Source organism: Bdellovibrionales bacterium, from assembly GCA_016714165.1.
In the GTDB taxonomy this organism is placed as follows: Bacteria; Bdellovibrionota; Bdellovibrionia; order Bdellovibrionales; family UBA1609; genus JADJVA01.
Genome location: JADJNU010000002.1, coordinates 968,115 through 987,991, shown reverse-complemented (window position 1 = coordinate 987,991; position 19,877 = coordinate 968,115). Strand labels below are relative to the sequence as shown.

At 45.6% G+C, this 19,877-nt stretch carries 13 protein-coding genes and 1 other RNA gene; 3 read left to right on the top strand and 11 right to left on the bottom strand.

The annotated features are described in order from the left end of the window. Window positions 1–39: 39 nt before the first annotated feature. The 7 genes from IPJ71_16085 to ssrS form a co-directional block, all read right to left on the bottom strand. The gene (locus IPJ71_16085) at window positions 40–852 is read right to left on the bottom strand and encodes a hypothetical protein (protein MBK7845177.1); all 813 of its coding nucleotides are present in this window, start codon (window positions 850–852) and stop codon (window positions 40–42) included. Between the two features lie 520 nt (window positions 853–1,372). Further along, window positions 1,373–2,923 carry a sigma 54-interacting transcriptional regulator gene (locus IPJ71_16080; GenBank protein MBK7845176.1) on the bottom strand — a complete coding sequence of 517 codons (1,551 nt, stop codon included), beginning with the start codon at window positions 2,921–2,923 and terminating at the stop codon, window positions 1,373–1,375. A gap of 242 nt (window positions 2,924–3,165) precedes the next feature. Then, on the bottom strand, window positions 3,166–4,881 hold the full coding sequence (locus tag IPJ71_16075) for an ABC transporter ATP-binding protein (GenBank protein MBK7845175.1): 1,716 nt from the start codon (window positions 4,879–4,881) through the stop codon (window positions 3,166–3,168). After that, window positions 4,878–7,892 carry an excinuclease ABC subunit UvrA gene (gene uvrA / locus IPJ71_16070; protein MBK7845174.1) on the bottom strand — a complete coding sequence of 1,005 codons (3,015 nt, stop codon included), beginning with the start codon at window positions 7,890–7,892 and terminating at the stop codon, window positions 4,878–4,880. The genes IPJ71_16075 and uvrA overlap by 4 nt, the downstream gene beginning before the upstream one ends. After that, window positions 7,889–10,750: a transglycosylase domain-containing protein gene (locus tag IPJ71_16065; protein ID MBK7845173.1), complete on the bottom strand. Its 2,862-nt coding sequence runs from the start codon at window positions 10,748–10,750 to the stop codon at window positions 7,889–7,891. Before IPJ71_16065 ends, uvrA begins: the two co-directional genes overlap by 4 nt. A 163-nt stretch (window positions 10,751–10,913) precedes the next feature. After that, entirely contained in the window at window positions 10,914–12,815 is a 1,902-nt protein-coding gene (locus IPJ71_16060; protein MBK7845172.1) for a hypothetical protein, read from the bottom strand. Window positions 12,816–12,964: 149 nt separating this feature from the next. Beyond that, window positions 12,965–13,132: non-coding RNA, 6S RNA (gene ssrS, locus IPJ71_16055), on the bottom strand. Window positions 13,133–13,640: 508 nt separating this feature from the next. On the opposite strand from ssrS, the gene xseA reads away from it, so the two are divergent. Genes xseA through IPJ71_16040 form a run of 3 tightly spaced genes read left to right on the top strand, consistent with a single transcriptional unit; the run spans window position 13,641 to window position 16,028 of the window. Beyond that, window positions 13,641–14,909, top strand: coding sequence for an exodeoxyribonuclease VII large subunit (xseA, locus tag IPJ71_16050; protein MBK7845171.1), 1,269 nt, complete (start codon window positions 13,641–13,643; stop codon window positions 14,907–14,909). Beyond that, on the top strand, window positions 14,899–15,129 hold the full coding sequence (locus IPJ71_16045; GenBank protein MBK7845170.1) for an exodeoxyribonuclease VII small subunit: 231 nt from the start codon (window positions 14,899–14,901) through the stop codon (window positions 15,127–15,129). The genes xseA and IPJ71_16045 overlap by 11 nt, the downstream gene beginning before the upstream one ends. Then, on the top strand, window positions 15,126–16,028 hold the full coding sequence (locus IPJ71_16040) for a polyprenyl synthetase family protein (protein MBK7845169.1): 903 nt from the start codon (window positions 15,126–15,128) through the stop codon (window positions 16,026–16,028). Before IPJ71_16045 ends, IPJ71_16040 begins: the two co-directional genes overlap by 4 nt. Window position 16,029: 1 nt before the next feature. Here the strand turns inward: IPJ71_16040 and IPJ71_16035 are convergent, their stop codons facing one another. From IPJ71_16035 to IPJ71_16020, 4 genes are all read right to left on the bottom strand, one after another. After that, on the bottom strand, window positions 16,030–17,295 hold the full coding sequence (locus IPJ71_16035) for a hypothetical protein (protein MBK7845168.1): 1,266 nt from the start codon (window positions 17,293–17,295) through the stop codon (window positions 16,030–16,032). 196 nt (window positions 17,296–17,491) lie between these two features. Further along, a complete protein-coding gene (locus IPJ71_16030) occupies window positions 17,492–18,232 on the bottom strand; it encodes a hypothetical protein (GenBank protein ID MBK7845167.1) in 741 nt (246 codons plus the stop codon). Between the two features lie 6 nt (window positions 18,233–18,238). Beyond that, window positions 18,239–19,168, bottom strand: coding sequence for a hypothetical protein (locus tag IPJ71_16025; protein ID MBK7845166.1), 930 nt, complete (start codon window positions 19,166–19,168; stop codon window positions 18,239–18,241). Between the two features lie 23 nt (window positions 19,169–19,191). Next, window positions 19,192–19,845 (bottom strand): hypothetical protein, encoded by a 654-nt coding sequence (locus IPJ71_16020; protein ID MBK7845165.1) that lies wholly within the window; start codon window positions 19,843–19,845, stop codon window positions 19,192–19,194. Between the last annotated feature and the right edge of the window lie 32 nt (window positions 19,846–19,877).

Below are 19,877 nucleotides of genomic sequence, written 5' to 3'. Positions count from 1 at the left end.
TGCAAAAGATCAGTAGGGAGACAACCTGAAAAAAATCTTTTATCGAGGGACGTTATCTGGATTTTGGAACCTATGCGTGGATTGTTCAAATTCCTCCAACAGATAATGATCACGAAGGAATTTAAAACTCTGGCTCATCTTCAATTGAAAGAGGCATTTTTCATTAAGCAAGTTGACGATACAGCTTGGCAGTTCAACATGAAGATCTGGATGACTCGCCTTCATCCCAAAGATAAATCGTGGTTGAGTCGATTGGGGAGAAGAAGAGATATAATTTGCCAAAGCAAGTATGGCTTCATCATTCAGATCTGAGAGGTCTGAAATCAATATCGTTGTTTTACTAAGGTCAGCAAAATCACTTGTGCGAACGCTCATATCAGGGGACAGATGTTCAAAGAGAACAAAAAAATGATAGTTTGATAGCTCGTGCAAAGTGAGAGCCATTTTATGAATATCAGAGATGGACCGAGCTAGAATCAGAACGGGAGCCATTTGCTGAACTTCGCCTTTTTTTTGAGATAGCTGGAGTTCCATCTTTTGTGCTCGAATATCGGTTAATTTATCTGAAGCTTGGTGGCTGTTCGACATCTGGAGAACATTGACAGGTGGATGACTCATGAGAATGGCATTTTCCAGTCTTCTGATATCTGAAAGATGGTCCATGCACTCAACGACAGAGCCAATCGAAAATTCCAATAGCTCCCTGAGCTGATCGACTTCCCACGGTTTCAGATGCTCCTCTGAATAAATCTCGACGTATCCAAAGAGTCGTCCCCCGGATCTCATCGACAAGAGCAGAGACCCATCAATGATCACATGTGAATTTTTCTCAAGGAGTGTGCGTACGACCAAAGGCCGGAGTGGAATATCACTGTTTTCGGCAAATGAATAATATTGGAAAGTGCAATTAAAGCGCCTTTTGCAAATGATATTCAGCCGACTGATCAGGGAAGTGGAAATTGAATCCAAATGTGGCTGAGAGAACAATATCCTTGAGAGGTTGCTGTTGGTTTTAGTCACTTGGCTGATTTATGCTGCTAAGCAGCAATTCTCCTCGATTATTTCCATATCTTTGAAAGGAAGATTCCACGAAAACTCCACTATTTCATTTGATTCACGAGGATGAAACATCGCAAGACCTGTGCCCACAAGGCGGCTCACCGGGGGCATCTCGAAGTTTTCTTGAATAATCTATGGAGGTGTCAGGGGTGGTCGTATAAGTATTTGAAAATAGGACAAAATATTCAGATTCATTGCTGGAAAAAAGGGCGTATTCTCCAGAGCCAATGGGGATGAGCACAAAATCAATGCCCCGACCGCCTGGGGGAATAAATTAACTTTTAATCATTTCAGAAAATATTTCTCAAATTATCTATTTGAGCATTTTTCGCTTATCAAGTCCGTACTTTTCAACTTTCATGATCAGTCCTGCGCGACTGATTCCCAATTCTTTTGCCAGTTTAGACTTATTCCATCCCGTGCGACGCAAGCCTTCTCTGATCATTTCCCTTTCGAGTTCTTCAAGAGCATCTTTTAGCTTCCCATGAACGCGAGCTCCCTGAATTTTACCCTTTTCACTTGCCTCCAGGATTTTTGGGGAAAGCATATCTGCCGTGATTTTTGTTTCGGATCCGCTTAGCACCACGACTCGTTCCATTTCATTTTGCAGTTCGCGCACGTTTCCGGGAAATGCGTAATCATATAGCTTTTCCAGAGCACGTTTGGTTAATGTCTTTTTCATTTCTCCATTTTGCGCTTTATTGAGAAAGAATTCTGCCAAGAAGGGAATATCTTCTTTTCTTTCCCGTAGGGGTGGCACTCGAATGTTGATCACATTGAGCCGATAAAAAAGATCTTCCCGAAAGGTCCCTTGGTCAACCATGTCTCTCAGTACGCGATTGGTTGCCGCAACAATTCTCACGTCAACTCGCTTATGTTCCAAGCCACCCACGGGAAGAAAGGTTCCCTCCTGAATCACGCGAAGGAGTTTGACCTGCATAGTTGGAGAGGTATCACCGATTTCATCCAGAAAAAAGGTACCCTTATCAGCAATTTCAAAAAGACCCTTCTTATCACGGACCGCCCCGGTAAATGACCCCTTCACATGTCCGAAGAGTTCTGACTCCAAGAGATTGTCATTGAATGCGGAACAGTTTTGAATAACAAAGGCCTTATCTTTTCGGAGTGAGTTGTAATGAATGGCCTTGGCTATCAGTTCTTTTCCCGTTCCATTCTCGCCTTGAATGAGAACTGTGCTATCAGCTGTTTTTATCTTATCCAGGAGAGAGTAGAGGCTTTGCATGGGCTTTGATTTTCCAATCACATTGTCGTATTTGTAGCGACTGCCCAATTCTTTGTTGAGTTCCTTTATTCTGTTTTCGCGAGTTGTAATTTCAAGGTGTAAGGTGACAATTTCCTGCGAAACCAGTTCGACGAGTTCAAGAAAGTGCTCACGATCCTGATCTTCGACGTAACGAAGTTTACTCAAGGCAACGTCGATCGTATCGCCATTTGCACCAAAAACAGCGAGGCGTTCGCGAACTTCTGTGAGACGCTGAGAGCTATTTTCATCTTTGAAGAAGCCCATTGCTACCACGGTGCCCATGAAATCGTGATCAATAAGAATTGGGACAACTGCAATATCAAATCCGGCGGTGTCCCATTTTCGAATGCTGTACCGATTTTCTGAGACGCGCAAATCTTCAATGGATTTTGCGATAGTTTCAGAAAGGTTGGTGGCGGCAGACTCCTTATTGAGAAAGACACTGACAGCTGGGTTCGTAAAATGAACGCCCTTGGAATCTACACCCCTAAGATGTCCCCTCTCATCCGTAAAAATAAGATCGATATTCCACCATGAACTCAGGATTTGTTTGAGCTTCTTAATGACGTGAATATGTTCAAATTCGTCCCAGTTAATCATTTGGCCCACCTCTTTATTTGCTCAAATAGCAAAGCTTTTAGACAATGAAGTTATCGTCCAAAGTCTCGACACACTTAAGAGTGAAAGTCGAACCGTTCGACATTCGACTGCCTAAGGTATTGAAAATACGCGAGTATAGAGTGTTGATCGGGTGACAATTTGGACTTTGGTCCTATTGTCACTGATTCATAGCCAGACAGTATTTCGGTGGCTAGGTTGTCATTTTGAATTCAGTTTCATAACTAGCATTGCAACTGATAAAAACGAAAATACTCGCCCTGCTGTTTCAGTAAAACATCGTGGCTGCCTTCTTCTATAATTTGGCCACCTTTTAGTACCAAAATTCGGTCGGCTTTAGCGATAGTTGAAAGCCGATGAGCAATTACAAAAGCTGTTCGACCATGCATCAATTCATCAAGGCCTTTCTGGACAGCAACTTCACTTTCACTATCCAAGGCACTCGTTGCTTCGTCCAGAATGAGAATTGGAGCGTCTTTATAAATGGCCCGAGCAATACTGATTCGTTGTTTTTCGCCACCCGAAAAGAGAGCTCCCTGATCACCCATGCGTGTTTGATATCCTTCACGGGTGCGTCGAATAAACTCATGGGCATTCGCTGACCTAGCTGCCTGCTCGATTTCTGCCTCGTCCTTTTGCAAATTACCCATTCGAATATTTGAGGCAACTGTATCTCCAAACAAAAAAACATCTTGAGACACGAGCGCAATGTGAGCGCGTAAGTCGCGAAGAGTCATTTTTCTAATATCGATTTTGCCGATTGAAATGACACCGTTGGTGGGGTCAAAGAAGCGCTCCAGGAGGTTAACGAGGGTTGACTTTCCCCCGCCGCTAGAGCCCACAAGAGCCACAATTTCTCCTCGTTTAATAGTCAAATTTATATTGTTGAGGATGTTTTCCTTACCAAAAGAAAAACTCACATTGTTAAACTCAATCTCCTGCCATTGCTCAGGGAAGGCAATTGGCTCCTGCGGATCGGCGACCGAATTATCGATCTCCATGATGTTTTTGAGCCGTTCAAGAGCAACGGCAGCTTGCTGTAGCTTAATATAGCCCTCTTGTATTTTTTTGACTGCGTCTTGCAACAATCCTATTGAAAAAGAAAAAGCAAGAAAGTCGCCGATCAAAAGTTTACTCGCAAAAATCTGCTGCCCAATATAGATGAGGATCATTGCGAGGGTAATCGAGGCCAATGCCTCTGAAATCGGTCCTGCGAGTTCTTCTCGATGAATAATTTCCTTTTGAGTATCGAGAAAATGATCGGCTTGTTCATTGAAGCGCCTGCGCAGTTCAGATTCTAAGTTATACGATTGGACAATTCTGGTACCATCCAAACTCTCTTTGAGAGTCTTCGTTAAATCCTCCATTGCTTCTTGATTTTTCCGGCCATATTTTCTGAGGCTTTTTGCCAAGGAACGCATGACCCAAGTGATGATTGGAAGAGCTACTAAAATGAAAAGGGTCAGCCTCCAGTCGAGGTAAAGAACATAACAAAAAGTGAGAATGGCCATGAAAGGTTCTCGAAGTATATCTGAAATCTTATGGATGCCACCTTGAATGGTCTGGATGTCACTAATCATGCGGCTCATGAGTCCGCCCGAACCCCTCAAGAAACTTTGAAAGAAGCCAATATTTAAACTCAGATACTTATCCATTAAATCGCGTCGCAACTTCACAGCGACCTGTTCAGAAGTAAATTTCATCCAAAACAGATGATAGTAGCGAGCCACTCCGCTGAGACTCCAAACGAGGGCAATCAAGATTGGTATCTGAATGGCCCGTCTGTGATCGTCTTCTCTCCACGCTGATTCCAGTTGCCGAAGCAGCTCTGGCGAGGCGGCCTTTAGGCCGCTCACAACGGCCCCAAGGAGTACAATAACAAAAACTCTCTTTTTGTAGGCAGCCAGTTCTGGCCAGAGACGCTCATAGATCACTTTCATGAGCTTAATAGATCTTCGGCTTTAGATGTGCTTGGTACGACTTCCATTTTTCCTTCTTCAGAACGATGAATAAAATCCATGTAATGTTTTAAGTATCTTCCAGTATATCCTTTTAAGGATTTGGTCAATTCATCAGGGGTAGCTGCGGCAATGACATCGCCCCCGCCAATCCCGGCCTCAGGACCCATATCTATCACCCAATCCGAGTGTCGGATAACCTCAAGATTGTGCTCAATAAGCAAGACTGATCCTCCCGACTCGACAAGACGATTGAGAACTCCCAATAGCAAATGGACTTCTCGAAAGTGGAGCCCCGTCGTGGGCTCATCTAAAATATAGAGCGTTGACTTCTGACTGGTTGAATTAAATTCACGCGCAATTTTAAGTCGTTGGGATTCTCCGCCACTCAAAGAATTTGCATTTTGCCCAAGGCGCAAATATTCGAGGCCAACCTCTCGGAGCACGCTCAGAGGCCTACGAATATTCGGAAAGCTGACAAAAAAATCCATCGCCTCAGCAACAGTCATTTCTAATATTTGGTGAATGTTGCGGTCTTTGAAGAGAATTTCCAGAATTTCAGGCCGGAATTTCTTACGATCACATGCATCACAAGGAATTTCCAGATCATCCATAAATATCATATCTACGACTTCGTGACCGAGGCCTTTGCAGACAGGACAACGTCCTCCATCTACATTGAGACTGAAGGCTCCCGCTGTAAGGCCCAAAGCTTTTGCCTCTGGCGTATTCGCAAAAAGGGATCGAATATGGTCGTAGACCTTTAGGTAGGTAACTGGATTGCTGCGCGCGGTTTTTCCGATGGGTGATTGGTCAATCATGAGGACGCCCTTGATGAAATTATCTCCGCGCAATTCCTTGAAAGGCAGACCCTCTAGATATTCAACTCCTAAAGTTCTGGCCAGAGCTGGATAGAGGGTATTTGTGATGAGGGAAGATTTACCCGATCCACTGACCCCAGTGACCGTAACAATCCGGTGGAGAGGTATCGAGAGATCAACATTTTTAAGATTGTTTCCCGTGCACCCCGTAACCTCAATTTTGTATTGATAGCTCTTAGGTTCAATTGGCCGCTCTGATTTTTCTAGGATCCACTTATCTGCCCCTTTCAAGTAGGGCAGTGTGTTGGATCCATCAAAATGATAGAAATCCCTGATATTTCCAGAAAACAAAATCTCACCACCGAGGTGGCCTGATCCGGGACCCATCTCAATGATGTGAGAGGCATTTCGGATCACGTCGTGGTCGTGCTCTACGACGACCAGAGTATTGCCCAACTCGTTCAGTCTTTTTAGGACATCGATCAATTTGTCATTATCACGAGGATGTAGTCCTACCGTTGGCTCATCAAGCACATAAAGGGTTTGGGAAAGGCCCATGCCCAGTTGATTGGCCAAGTTAAGTCTTTGGTATTCCCCTCCCGAGAGGGTTCTGGTGGGTCTATCCATGGTCATATAGCCAACGCCAACATCCCGGAGAAAACTGAGTCTTCCCAAAAGCTGTTGGTGGAGTTCTTCACAAATTTCTTTTTGGCTAGGGGATAATCGCAATCTGTGAAGATGCTGGAGCAAGTCTGAGACGGTCATTGCGCACAAATCAGAAATCGACTTACCTTCAATGAGAACCTGCTGAATCTCTGGTTTCAAACGAGTGCCTTTGCAGGTCGAGCATTGAACGGCACTTTTGTATCTTGATAGAAATACTCGGATATGCATTTTATATTTTTTTGTCTCCAAGTATTCAAAAAGACCAGTCACACCAAAAAAATCCTTGGATCCCTCCCAAACCAGTTTCTTTTGTTCTGATGGAAGGTCTTTCCAGGGTGTATGTAAGCTGATGCCCATCTTATTGCAGTATTTAAAGAGAACCTGCCGGTCCTTTGCCGCACTTGGCATTGTGAATGGAGTGAGAGCTCCTTGGGAAAGGCTCAGTTCAAAATTGGGGATTACCTTGTGTATATCTAACTCAAGAAGGTTTCCGAAACCCTTGCATTTGGGACAAGCTCCGAGCGGGCTGTTAAAGCTGAACATGCGAGAAGTAAGACGAGGAAATGAGTAAGAACAAATTGAGCAAGAAAGATCTTCACTGACAAAGAGGTGCTTTCCTTCGGTGGATGCAATGAGAGCCCGACCCGAATTCCTCTCGTTGTTGTATTTGAGAGAGGCCGAATAAGCATGAGAAAGGGAGTCGATAATTCTTCCTCTTTCTTCGGAGCGGAAGGCCAAACGATCGATAACGAGGTAGAATTCATCTTTTGGTGGGCCGTATCGCTTGAATTTTCCATCGCTCAGCTCAAGGACTTCTCCCAATTTGCCTTGAAAGAACGGAGTCAGTTGGGAGCGAGTGAGACTGTCAGAGGCGGCCTGGGCCAGGACCTTTTTTGTGGAGCCACTTTGGGCGGACTTGCCTTTTCGACGGCTGGCTTTAACCTCTGACTCGGCGGTTTTGGCGGGGCAGTAGATTCTTAGGATTCCATCCTTGATGAGTTGGTCATAAAACTTTTTCCCACTGAGTAGGCGGTTTTCTGCGGGAATGGGCGCCAAGATGTAGCCTCGCTCGCCCTCGAACAAAGCAAGAATCTTATCGGCACCTTCAGAAATGGAATCTCTCTCAAGAGCGAGATGGTGCTCTGGACAAAATGCCTGGCCCAATTTTTCATAAAGCAGTCTGAGATAGTCGACGACTTCGGTGGTTGTTCCGACAGTCGATCGGGAGGATTTTACCGAATTTTTCTGTTCGATGGATATTGCCGGGGGAATATTTTCGACGCCCTGGATATCAGGTTTTGGTGCTTTATTAAGAAATTGCTTGCTGTAGTTACTAAGGCTCTCGAAAAAACGTCGTTGTCCTTCTGCGTAGAGTGTCTCAAAAGCCAAAGAACTCTTTCCCGAGCCACTTGGCCCACAAACTACGGTAAACGATCCAATAGGAATATCAACTTCGATGTCCTTAAGATTATTCTGTCGAACCCCCCATAAATGGATGTTCTTCATTGAGAGAGATCCTCTTTGATAAAATCCTTTTCTTCCTGTGAATTATTCTTTGCAGCCGACTCACTTGGCTCTGTGCCTTCAATGAAGGCTTGCCGAATAACGTTCTCTGATTGAGTTGCATTAGAAGCCAACTTGCCGGTGGTATTGTCGATGTTGGCAAATACAATGCCGTCCGGAATTGGAAAATTTCGAATGGGGATGCCTTCATGGGCAATTTTCATGTACTCTGTCCAGATAGGGAGTGCCGCCCTTCCCCCGACCTCTCCTTTCCCGAGAGATCTTTCTTCGTCAAACCCAACCCAAACCCCGGTTGCAATATCCGGCGTGTAACCCATAAACCAAGCATCATAGTAGCCGCTGGTAGAGCCAGTCTTGGCGGCAGCTGGGCGCCCCAGGGCACGAGCGGCTCGGCCTGTGCCGCCAGGCTCTTCAACAACCGCTTGAAGCAAGGTCGTCATGACATAAGATGTCTCTGGACGAAGAAGTTGATCAGGATCGTCGAAATAAAAAGGAGGTTCTTTGCGGAGGTCAATTGTCTTGCCAGTATCTTCGATTTTCAGGAGATAAGAGGGCGCTTCATTTTGATTAGATCCGGTCTTGCCTAGATTGCTTGCCGGTATTTTCTTTTCTGTCTGCTTTGAGTTTTCGTTATTTTCGTTTGTGTTGTTGTTGTTTGAATCTTGATCTTTGGGATTCACTTCACTTTGATATCGTAAGTAAGCGACGCGACGCTGTTCGAATTCGCTTTCCTGAGGCCCTAGCTCCGATTCGAATCTTTCATCCAGGCCAATTTTTTCGAGCAAGATGTTTCCTTTTTTGTCTTCAACCCGATGAATCAGTATTGGAGATACCCGACGTCCCAGGCGTCCGAAAGTAGCAAACGCCTTCGTCATTTCATAGAGGGTGATTCCGCTTGAACCCAGCGCCATAGTAAAATCATAATTCAGAGGACTAAAGATCCCGAGGCGGTGAGCATATGCGGCCACCCATTCAACCGAAATCTTCTCGATAATTTTTACGGTGGGGACGTTTAGACTCTGAATGAGGGCTCCACGAAATAAAGTCTCGCCACTAAACTTTTTGCTATGGTTCAAAGGTTTCCATTTTTTCTTGAGAATGGCATCTGTGTCCATATCCTGAACTTCTGCATCATCGTCTTCGTAGACAATTGGAGAATCGATCAGTGAGGTTGCTGGAGTAAACCCCTTATCCAAGGCGGACGCGTAGACGAGCGTTTTGAATGCGGAACCGGTCTGGCGCGCGGCCTGGAGGGCTCGATTGAATTCTGAGTGAGTAAAATCCTTTCCGCCAACAAGAGAAATTAAATCATTGTTATTTTGATCAATAGAAACAAGTGCGCCCTCAGCAGTTGGATCTTGTTCCAGCTCGATCAGACAGAAATTACTCCACTCCGGCAAATCGCTAGGAGCAGAATAGTTCTTCCCGGCCTTTTTTTTCATTGATGTGAGCAGCTCTGAGATTCGATCCGATCGAAATTTAGGGTCGATGACTTTGACGTCAATGAGGTCACCCACCTTAAGCGCGTCGCTGGCCTTAAGAATTTCTGCGCCCTCAGCTCTGATGCCGGGATCTGGTCGCCGCGCCCACTTCATAGATTGAAAATCGATCATTCCTCTGGATTCTGCAAATCTGACATGGACGAGCCCCCATTTGTCGTCGATTTTAACGACAATGGCTGGAACAATTTGATTGAGGCTGATGTAGGAGGGAAGATTTGGAAGGGGTTTTCCTGCTTTGTCTAAACCAGTCAAATTGAGCTTTCCTTTGTCCTCCACTGAGCCGTCTGATTTAAGAGTGCGGATAGCGCTTGCTTCATCCATGAGGTCATTGCGCGATTTAAGTAAAAATTCGGCGACCTTATCAGTTCCTGTCAGATTTCCCTTTGGGCCACGATAACCTTGGCGTTTGTCTAACTGGCGAAGTCCTAATCGGACTTGATCCTGCGCTGCTATTTGTTTCTTGATATCAAGCCCGGTAAAAACTTTAATTCCTCTATCTAAAACCGTTTCTTCACCAAGTTTTTTCACGAGCAGCTGCCGCACAGTCTCCAAATAATAGGGGGCAAGCTCCTTGTAGTCCTTTCGAACATAGACTTGAACAGGAGCGGCCGCGGCCTGGGTGGCCTCGGCGGAGGTTATGTAGCCCTCTTCTGCCATGCGAGATAAAACGTAACGCTGTCTTTCTTTGGCCGAGCTAGGATTTGATATTGGTGAATAGCGACTTGGTGCCTGAGGGAGCCCAGCGAGCAGGGCGATCTCGGGGAGAGTGAGATCTTTAACGGATTTGCGAAAATAAATATCAGCTGCAGCGCCGATTCCGTAGGAACCCTGACCCAAATAGATTTGATTTAAGTAAAGATAGAGAATTTCCTGTTTAGTGAGATTGCTTTCCATGCGGTAGGAAAGCATGACTTCTTTAATTTTTCGGGTGTAAGTTTTTTCGGGAGTCAAAAGGATAGAGCGAGCCACCTGCATAGTGATCGTTGAACCGCCTTGCACTTTGCGACCGGCGCGAATATTGGCAAGCAGAGCTCTCAGTGTTGAGGTGTAATTGATCCCACCATGTTTAAAGAATGTGGCATCTTCGGCTGAGGTAAAAGCTTGAATAATCGCCTGGGGGATATCTTCATAGGCTAAGAGCATGCGCTTTTCGCGAAAAAACTCGCCTATTTTCCCGCCTTCGCGGTCATAAACTTCCGATACCAAAAGAGGCTCATAATCTTCAACTTTTATCATTTTTGGAAGATCTGCGGAGAGAGAGAGGACCAATATAGATCCGGCGCCAATCCCAATGAATAGCAATCCTAATAGAGCCGCGATGATTTTCTTTATCGACATATCTTTGAGCCTCCCCAGATAGCAACAAACATGAGAGTAGTAAACATCAGAATCAGAGCGAACAGAAATTATTGGCCACTATAGCTTGTCAGCAGGAGGGCCTCAAGAAGGAGGCCGATGGCGCGGTGCAATGATTATTTCAGAAGGATCCCTGCCGGACCTCCTACTTCTGTCCCCAGCCTGGACTTGCACTCTCGGCAGATTCTGGCGTTGGAGCTGGGGCCGGGACTGGGGCTTGACGTCCTGGTTTTGGAGGATTTCCTTTAGTGGGGTTGGCGGGAGGGGGCGACGTCGTTGACCTAACAGAAGTTTCGGAAGCTTTGATGCCTGAGGAATAGGAAGAGCATTGCCCGCTGAGCATGGAGTCGGTAATCTTAGCGGTTGGTTCCCATTCTTCATGCGATTTAACAAGAACAGTGCAAGCCGATTTGCAGTAAGAGGTGTTCTGTGAGCCATCTGAGTCAGAATTGCATCCACAGCTTGCCACAACCGTCTCGGCTGACGATCTAACCAAAGTGAGTGCGCTCAGTGCTTCGGAGATTTTTTTGCCATCTGTTTCGACTTCGCCAGAAGCAACCATTTTTTGATTAAGATAGGCCTGGGTTTGCTGGAGAACCTGCTCGGCAACAGCTACTTTCTGGTTGGCAAGGGCAATGCGCTGATTGTTGAGGATGGTTTTTTTGTTGGCATCATCGATAGCAGATTGTTTTTCGAGCGCTAACTGCTTTATCTTGTTCTGCACTTTTGAGAGTTTAAGATTTGCACTTTCTACGACGCCCTTTAGGGCTTCGGGTAACTCTCGCTCATTCGCATCTTTGATTGTGAAATAAATTTGATCCTTCTTGTCTCTAAGTGCTTTGATTGCATTGTTTGCGGCTGTGCGTGTGCTATCAAGGGATCGTTTAGCAGCCTGAGCAGTCGAAGTGTAGGCAGGGTCTGCTTTGCAGCGCTGAAAATCTCTGTTCACCATGGATTGAGATTTTTTTCGGCTCGATACACCGACTTCGTTAAGTAATTTGTTAAAGGACCCAGTCGAATAAGTGCTTTTGTCGATTTTGGCCTGCATAGCCGTTTGCAGGGCGGCAAGCTTTTGCAAAGCTGCTGCATGACACTGTTGATCGAGGGCAGCCAAGGCATTGAGGTAGGAACTGTAAGCGTCATCGAATGATTTCTCGGCGGCAATGATTTGATTTTCTATTGCGGACGATTGCTCAAGGAGCTGGGAAATCGTTTTTCGTGCTTCATTCTTTTCGGCCCTCATTTGGTCGTTCATATTCTGTTTCACCTCTGCGGCCTCGTCGACTGCTTCAGTCATGGCCTTATCTTTTTCTAGTTTGGTGTCTCGAAGCTGCGATTCAATTTCACTATTCTTTTCGGTCAAGTCGACAACTTCTTTTTTTGAATCAGCCACTTCCCTCTGAGCGTCTTTGACCTTTGTCATCCACTCTTTGAGATCGACACCGGCCAATGCAGGGCAATTCTTGTATCTGAGGGCCGCCTTATTCGGATCAGGGGTGTATTTGCCCGTTGATGCAGAAGATCCCTGCCCCATCCCCATAAAATCTGAGATCGAGGCTGGTCGCTTGCCAGGATCCGTCGATTCAATTTCTTCTGTGTCGAGACTCGCGCAAACGGGATCTGTCGATTCCGTGCCCTGGCACTTGAGGCACTTATCTATGTGGGCGAAACAGTCGCCATCGATCCCAGCAGCCCCACAAGCTGCAGCTAATTTTCCGTCATTTTCAGTGAATTTTTCGTAAGCTTTGTTGCAATCCTGGAGATCAGACTGTCCGCCGTTGCTCTTAGCGATGCACCCGCGGATCATTTTGTCTTTTTCCTTAGCTATGCAAGTCGATTTTTCGGTGGCATTTGTAAACTTCTTGTTCTCGCACAATGTATCTGCATAGCCACTCATCATATCATTATCTGAACAAATATCTTTCGGCTGCTGAAGAACCAGAGGTGAACTGGTTGCCGGTGAGGCCCCCTGAGCTGATAACAAAACCAGATTAATAGCAACACAACATCCAAGTGTCAGAACTTTAAACAGTTTGAATGCGATCATTTTGATCTCCCTCAGTGGGTATACATTGAGCAAGTTGGGTGCCATCACCATAAAACAAGGCAATTTGTACTCAAAAACCCGCAATTCATAGTCTACCTGAGAAAGAAAGGAGAACCAAAATCAGAGTGATTAGGGCTGGACCAAAGGCAAAAAATTCTGTGGTGCTCGATGATCCGTAAACCCGGGTTCGCTAAGGTGGGTGACCATGATAGCAACTTTAGGCTTCTCATTACGCCATGAGCTTGCTCACCATTGCCAGGGACAGTCCCCAAAAATATGCTTGTAGGGTTTACTTTGTCATGAGCCCACAGAACACCTCAAATGATATCAAAAAAAGCACGCAATCACAATGGGGACATGAGGAAATGCCTCAGATATGATTCTATCTGTTGGAGAAAAAAATGACCTCCTCTTCTACGTAAGTCTCGTTACATGACGGAAGGGCCTTTCCGATCAAATAGAATGATTCCCAGTCAATTGGATGCCATTTTTCCCTTTATTTTATTTTTTTATGGTGCTCTCTTGACAATCGTATTGCACCAGAAACACCTAGTAAACTTGGCCGAGAAGCGAATGCCTCATTCTGTGATCCTCCAAATGAAGAGCCATAGGGTTTTGGCGCTGATATGTTTGATTCTGGGTTTTTTTTGGTCCCTTCAATGCCTCTGGTTTTCCTAGGAAAGGGTAAGGTACGAGGAAGGCAGGAGCAGGCTTTGCCGGAGATTGCTCCTCAGTTGACACCCCTGGTTCCTGTCAGTAAGTTCGATCGCGATGAAACAGATGACTCTGGATTTAAAAAGCGTCGAAGAGAAGACCCCTCAAAAAATGGAAGCTGAAATTGACGCTGTCGGCGCGCAGTTTATCGAGCAGAAAGGGCCTCAGGTCTACGCAGTTAGCCAATTGAATCAGGTTATTCGCCAATTATTAGAAGGTCAGTTTGATTTTCTCTGGATACAGGGAGAGATTTCAAATTTCAAGGCGCATCCTTCGGGTCATTACTACTTTAGTTTAAAAGATAAAAAAGCCCAAATCTCTGCGGTTATGTTCAAAGGTTTTAACCGGCATTTGAAGTTTAAACCAAAGGATGGAATTGAAGTTTTGGTTCGCGGCAAGGTCAGCGTTTACGAGCAGCGAGGCAACTATCAGATTTTATGTGAGACGATGGAACCTTTGGGAGCGGGCTCTTTGCAGATAGCCTTTGAGCAGTTAAAAAATAAATTGCAGAAGGAAGGTTTGTTTGATGAGTCACGAAAGAGGAGCTTGCCGAGCTTTCCTGAACATGTGGCGCTGGTGACGGCTCCAAGTGGGGCGGCCATTCGGGACATGCTCAATGTTTTACGAAGACGAAGTCGTGGACTGCGTATCACTGTTATTCCTGCGATTGTTCAGGGGGGGCAGGCACCAGAAAGTATTGTTAAGGGGATCGAAAATGCAAATCGTCTGTCCGATGTGGATGTGATTATTATTGGGCGTGGGGGAGGTTCGATAGAGGACCTTTGGGGGTTTAATGAGGAACAGGTGGCGAGAGCCATAGCTTCATCGAAAAGGCCCATTATTTCGGCTGTAGGTCACGAGATAGATTTTACGATTGCTGATTTTGTAGCTGATTTACGGGCTCCGACTCCTTCGGCCGCGGCAGAACTTGTTGTTAAAAATGCGGATGATTTAATCGCCGCGCTACATATTTGCAGTCGCCGTCTCTATCTTTCCTTAGAAAGGCGAATTCAATTTTTTCGTCATAAGATTGAGAATGTCTCAAGGCGTTTAGTAGATCCGCGGAGAAAGTTGAGGGATTTGATTCTTCGCTGTGATGAGCTGACCGAGAGACTGGAATACGGCATGCTGCTCAGGTTGGAAAGATCCAGGTCTCAATGGGAACACTTTTCTACGCTCCTCGATTCATTGAGCCCTCTGAGAGTGGTTGAACGCGGCTATGCTATCCTGAGAGATCGTGACAATCGTATTATCAAAAAAATTCAGGGCGTGGTTGTTGGAAGCGGGGTAGAAATTCAGATCGCTGACGGTGTGATTGAGGCCGAGGTTAGCCGGGTAAGATCGGTTCAGATAAAAAAAGGGAGTTCACGTGAGTTTTGAGAAAAAATTGAGTCGGCTTGAGGCGATTATTAAGAAAATGGAAGAAGGAGAATGTTCCCTGGATGATTCTTTGAAATTATTCGAAGAAGGAGTTGGGCTGGCAAAAGAATGTCATGGAAAATTGAATGAAGCTGAACAAAAGGTGAAGGTTCTTCTCAGCGTCAACGATCAGGGCCAGGCAGAATTCGGAGAATTTAACATGGAAGGGGATGAAAAGTGAATAAGGAGACTTTCGTTTCCATGGAAAAAACTAGCTTTGAGGATTTGTTTCGCAGGGAATTGCAATTTATTGAGAATCACCTGCCTCACTATTTTGCTGAAACGAGCGAGCTATCGAGCAAGGGTTTGAACCAGCTTAATAAATCTATAAATTATTCTCTTTTGTCTGGTGGTAAGAGGTTTCGCCCAGTACTCACCTTATTGACGGCTGAAGTTCTGGGAAGTTCTCCGGACAGAGTTCTGCCTCTGGCAGCAGCCGTTGAATTTATTCATACCTATTCGCTGATTCATGACGATCTGCCTGCAATGGACAACGATTCGCTCAGGCGAGGAAAACCAACAAATCATGTTGTGTTCGGAGAAGCCACTGCGCTATTGGCTGGTGATGCACTTTTAACGGAAGCCTTTTGTGTTTTGGCAAAGGGGTATCAGGATCGTCCTCAAGTTGGGTTGAAAGTGATTGAAATGCTTGCATCAGCCGCTGGTTTGTTCGGCATGGTTGGGGGCCAAGCATTGGATATGCAGCTCATATCAGAGGAGAGGTCAGAAGATTTGATGCGAAGGATTCATGATCTTAAAACCGGAGCCTTGATAGCTGTCAGTTGTGAGGCGGCCGCTCATATTTGCGAAGCTGGTAGCGAAGAAATGTTGGCTCTCAAAGAATACTCCAGAAATCTAGGATTGGCCTTTCAGTTGGCAGATGACATCATGGACTTCAATCCGAATCAGCCTGAAAAGACGAGCTATATCAACGTTGTTGGAATACACGAGACACAAGTCTATCTCAAAAGGGTGGCTGAATTGGCCTCGGCAGCCCTTGCGATTTTTGGTGGCAAAGCAGATCTGTTGCATCGATTGGTGAAATTCAATCTTGACCGAGTCGGTTCGATCAACACCTAGGTTAGGGTTGATCGAGCCATTGACTATTTTGGTAAATGACACGCCTTTCATCAGTTTTAGATTGTCCACTGAGGTTCAGCATTAGAATGTGTAGCTGTGCTTCTGTTTTTTCTGAATTGAGGACATAGGAGACATTCAGGTTAACAAATCCTCTGTTTTTGTCATTTCTAGACCAAGCGCGACAGCTTTGAGAAAAAATATTGGGTTTCTGGCAGTAGAAATTGTAGGACGGATAGTTAGATTTAATAAAGGCAACTAGTTGTGCTTCTGCTCTTCTTTTTAGCGCGGCTTCATTCACTCTCTCATTTTGTTCAGAACCCTCTTTTAAAGAGGGGCTTAACTCGGTCAGAGAAGGTAAATTGATTTCCTTGCGGAGATCGTCGTCGTTAAGAAAAGTTTGAATCATTGAACGACATTGTTCTTCAGTGATCATCTCAGGAGCATCTAACTCGCCAGGATAGATCATCAAAGTGCATCCCAAGACATGAGCTGGTCCGGCCGAAAGAAATATATTATTTGCGCGGCTTTTTTCAGAGGGTGAAAATGCGATGCTACCTTCCTCTGCGTGGAGATAGTTTCCGTATTTTATCAGCAGTGTCCTGGGATTTAGAGCAGAAGAAATAGTCAGTCTGCGAAGCTTTCCGGTGTATCCCATTGTTCGATAATCTAAGTTTATTGGTTCGTAACCAGACCAATACTTTGATGAGGACCAGACCTCGGTCGATTGAGTATGAAGAGTTTGATTTGATCGTTGAGTGAGAAGTATATCAAAAAGCCCTTTTCCCAGATCTACTGATTTAAGACTTCGAAAAAAAACCATTCGATTTTCATTGGGCGAAAAGTCGCCTTGATCCAGAAAGTTGAGGACAATTTTTTTCTCACCCAAACGCCCTTTGATAACAGGATCTTTTAGGGCGAGTGTTTCAGTTTCGAAATTGAGCGAGAGAGGAGCTCCGGGCTCAATTTCTTTGGTGTATGGATTGAGCTTGAGAGAGCAAAACCCATTCACGGTAGATTCGCTGGCTGATGTCGATAACTTCCAATAATGGAAAAAATTTGACCCGTTTCGTATGGAATCCGCGTCCCTTTCTTGTGCGTTGTTGCTGTGTAGAGTGCAGATCATCCCGATAATTGTATTGAAATTTGCCTGGTTTGCTACGAAGGAACCGGGAAGTCGTGAAACTCCATACGAGGGTTTAGCAATTGATAAAGGAACCAGAAAAAGATAGGAAGCCAAACACGTTATCAACCAAACTTTTTGTTTCATCGGCGAATCCCCCCTGCCAAATGATGCGTTATGCATTTAGTCTAAAATAGGAGATTGATTGATCCAATTGGCAGAGATAGTTGGTAAACTTTACATATTATATCTGGGAGCTACCCTCTTTGCAGGTTCTATTAAAAAGTGGATTACGAAAAAGGATCAAGCTTCTCGAATCACTGCACAGACAAATGAGGCCTGGTCAAAACGTGCTATTCGATCTCTTATCTCCGAACCCTGATTCTTCACTTGGGCTGTCTGCTTGATGTGGTGGGGTCGGAGGTAGTCTGTACCCTTTGCGTCCTCTGTCATCTGGACAATAAGAGCGTTCAGGAGATTCTCCCCCGACTGAAACATAGCTGATCGACGTCCCACCCGTGTTTGTCCACCTGCCGACTCCGTTGTTATCGGCGACATAAACGGGTCGAGGAGAACCGCCGGTGCGCGGATTAGAAAAGATCAGTGAGGTTTTCCCATTGTTGTAAAGATAGCTTGTATCTGAGACGTAGCAATGGCCATTGTTGTCGATGGCCACAACGGGCTGTTCCGATAGAGCTGAGAAAGTTGCCTTTTGCATGTTGCTCGGTTGAACATTCACAAAGCCCTGACACCTGGTGGCGCCATCAGAGGTCGAAAAAAGAGTTCCATTGTTGTGGCGCTGTTTAATGCTTTCCAAACATCGCCCTATCCCTGCTCGGGCGCTGCTGGGGGATCCAAAGATATTTGCAAATCCAGATTTTACTTTACTTTCGTAGACCTCCAACATTTGCAAACGACGCTGAGCCCACTGCCGTCGAGGGTTGCCGGCATTGGATCTTGCGGAGTTATTTTGGTAGCCCCCACTACCTGGTCCGGGGCAAAATAATTCCTGCGCTGTTTTCATATCAATTCCGTAGATTTCCTCAAACGGGTTGGCTTTTTTTCCTGGGGCATCAGCTCTCATGAGATCTCATCCCATTTGCCATGAGGTGGTCAAGCGAGCCTGTTCTGGAGTCAGGGCATCCCAATCGTACTCGTTTTGACTGCAGTGCCCGAATGCCTGAGAGTAGTTGAGCGCCAAATGGGCCATGTCTTTTGGGTTGGGAGTGCCTCGTCCCATAGCTCTGCTGCACTGGTGAATCATCGTTGTGAGAAGAGAAAGCCATTTTTCTGAAACACCAGATTGGGACGAGTAGTGATTTCCCGATTCACTTTCGGTGTAGTATTTCTCTGCGATGCACTTGGCGCATTGCATGCCTCGGTCAACGAGGAGTTCGTGGGAAGGATCGCAGCCAGTCGTGGCACTGATGGTAATTCCATTTGGATCCACGGGAGGTTCCGCTGGCGGAGGGGGCTCCGCAGGAGTCTCCGGTCCCCTTTGCGCAATTTGAGGTCCTGCTTGTGGAGGTGGAGGTCTGTTTGGCATTCCATCCGGATAGCCTTTTGTCATGATCTCTTTGTAGTTGTCTACAAAACGCTTGTATCTGCCGCCATCGAACTCATCTGTGTCGGAATTGTATTTACCTATAAGAACCTCGCATTCGTCTCGTTGAATGACACTGCCCACTCGCGGAGGTTTACCTTTATCTCTCACTTCTTTTAGAAAGGCGCGTCTTTTGGTGGCCCAGGGGCCTTTTTCAGTCTCGACACTTTTGACGGCTGTTGCTTCATCTAGCTCTTTGATGCAGTGATCTTTAAATTTTCTAAACAGTGCATCCATTCCTTTGGCTTTCACATTGAAACCTTCAAAATCTTGCAGTTCTGGTACTTGATCGAAATTTTTTTGACTCTTCTGGATATCTGCCGCCAATTTCACGAGATGAGACATCACCCGCGGATCGAAGGCCCGAATTTTTAACTCTCCCACGAGTTTCAAGCGCTCTTCAGCTGATTTTCTCATCCACTCAGGAGTGATATTTTCCTTTAAAAAGCGTCGACCGAAGGTTTGTGACTCTTTTCAATGTCACGAGCCTTCTTATCGCACTCCGCAGTGGAAGTAATTCCTGGAGTGACGCACATTTCAATTCCGAAAGAAGTGAAACTGCACTGAACGTAGCCTTCGCCGAACGTTTTGCCTTTAGCGTAATCACTTTTCCATTCTTGCTGAATTTTTTTGGTGCACGGAGGTCGAATGCAACCATAGGCGCTCGCCGTTGTTGCATACTGAGAGAAGTGACCACCGTAGATGCAACCTTCATCTGTAACTTCCTTGTTGAGGTTGCGGTAAAACTTGCTCTTGTCTGCGGCAAAGACGTCCAGGCCAAAAATAAGGGCATAGAATTCGGATTGGCCACGTGAGTTTTGGGCAACTTCAAATTGAAAGGCCCCTTGCACTTTTTCTAATTCAAGAAGGGTTTCACGCATCAGTTCTATGTACTGGATGCGCGAGCGGTGATCGAGGAGACCCAATTGCTGAAGAGTCATGGCCGCATAGGCACCATTCGCATTTTGATCCTTGTCAAGAATGGCAGGGGCTCTGCCGATTGTTCCGGCTTCGGCCAGCGGAGCCACGAGGATAAAATAGTATGGCATCATAAGGATGTACAACAGGAACAAGCATGCTTTTGACGGGCTCATTTTCTCTCCCCTTGGATCTCATTCTTTATTAT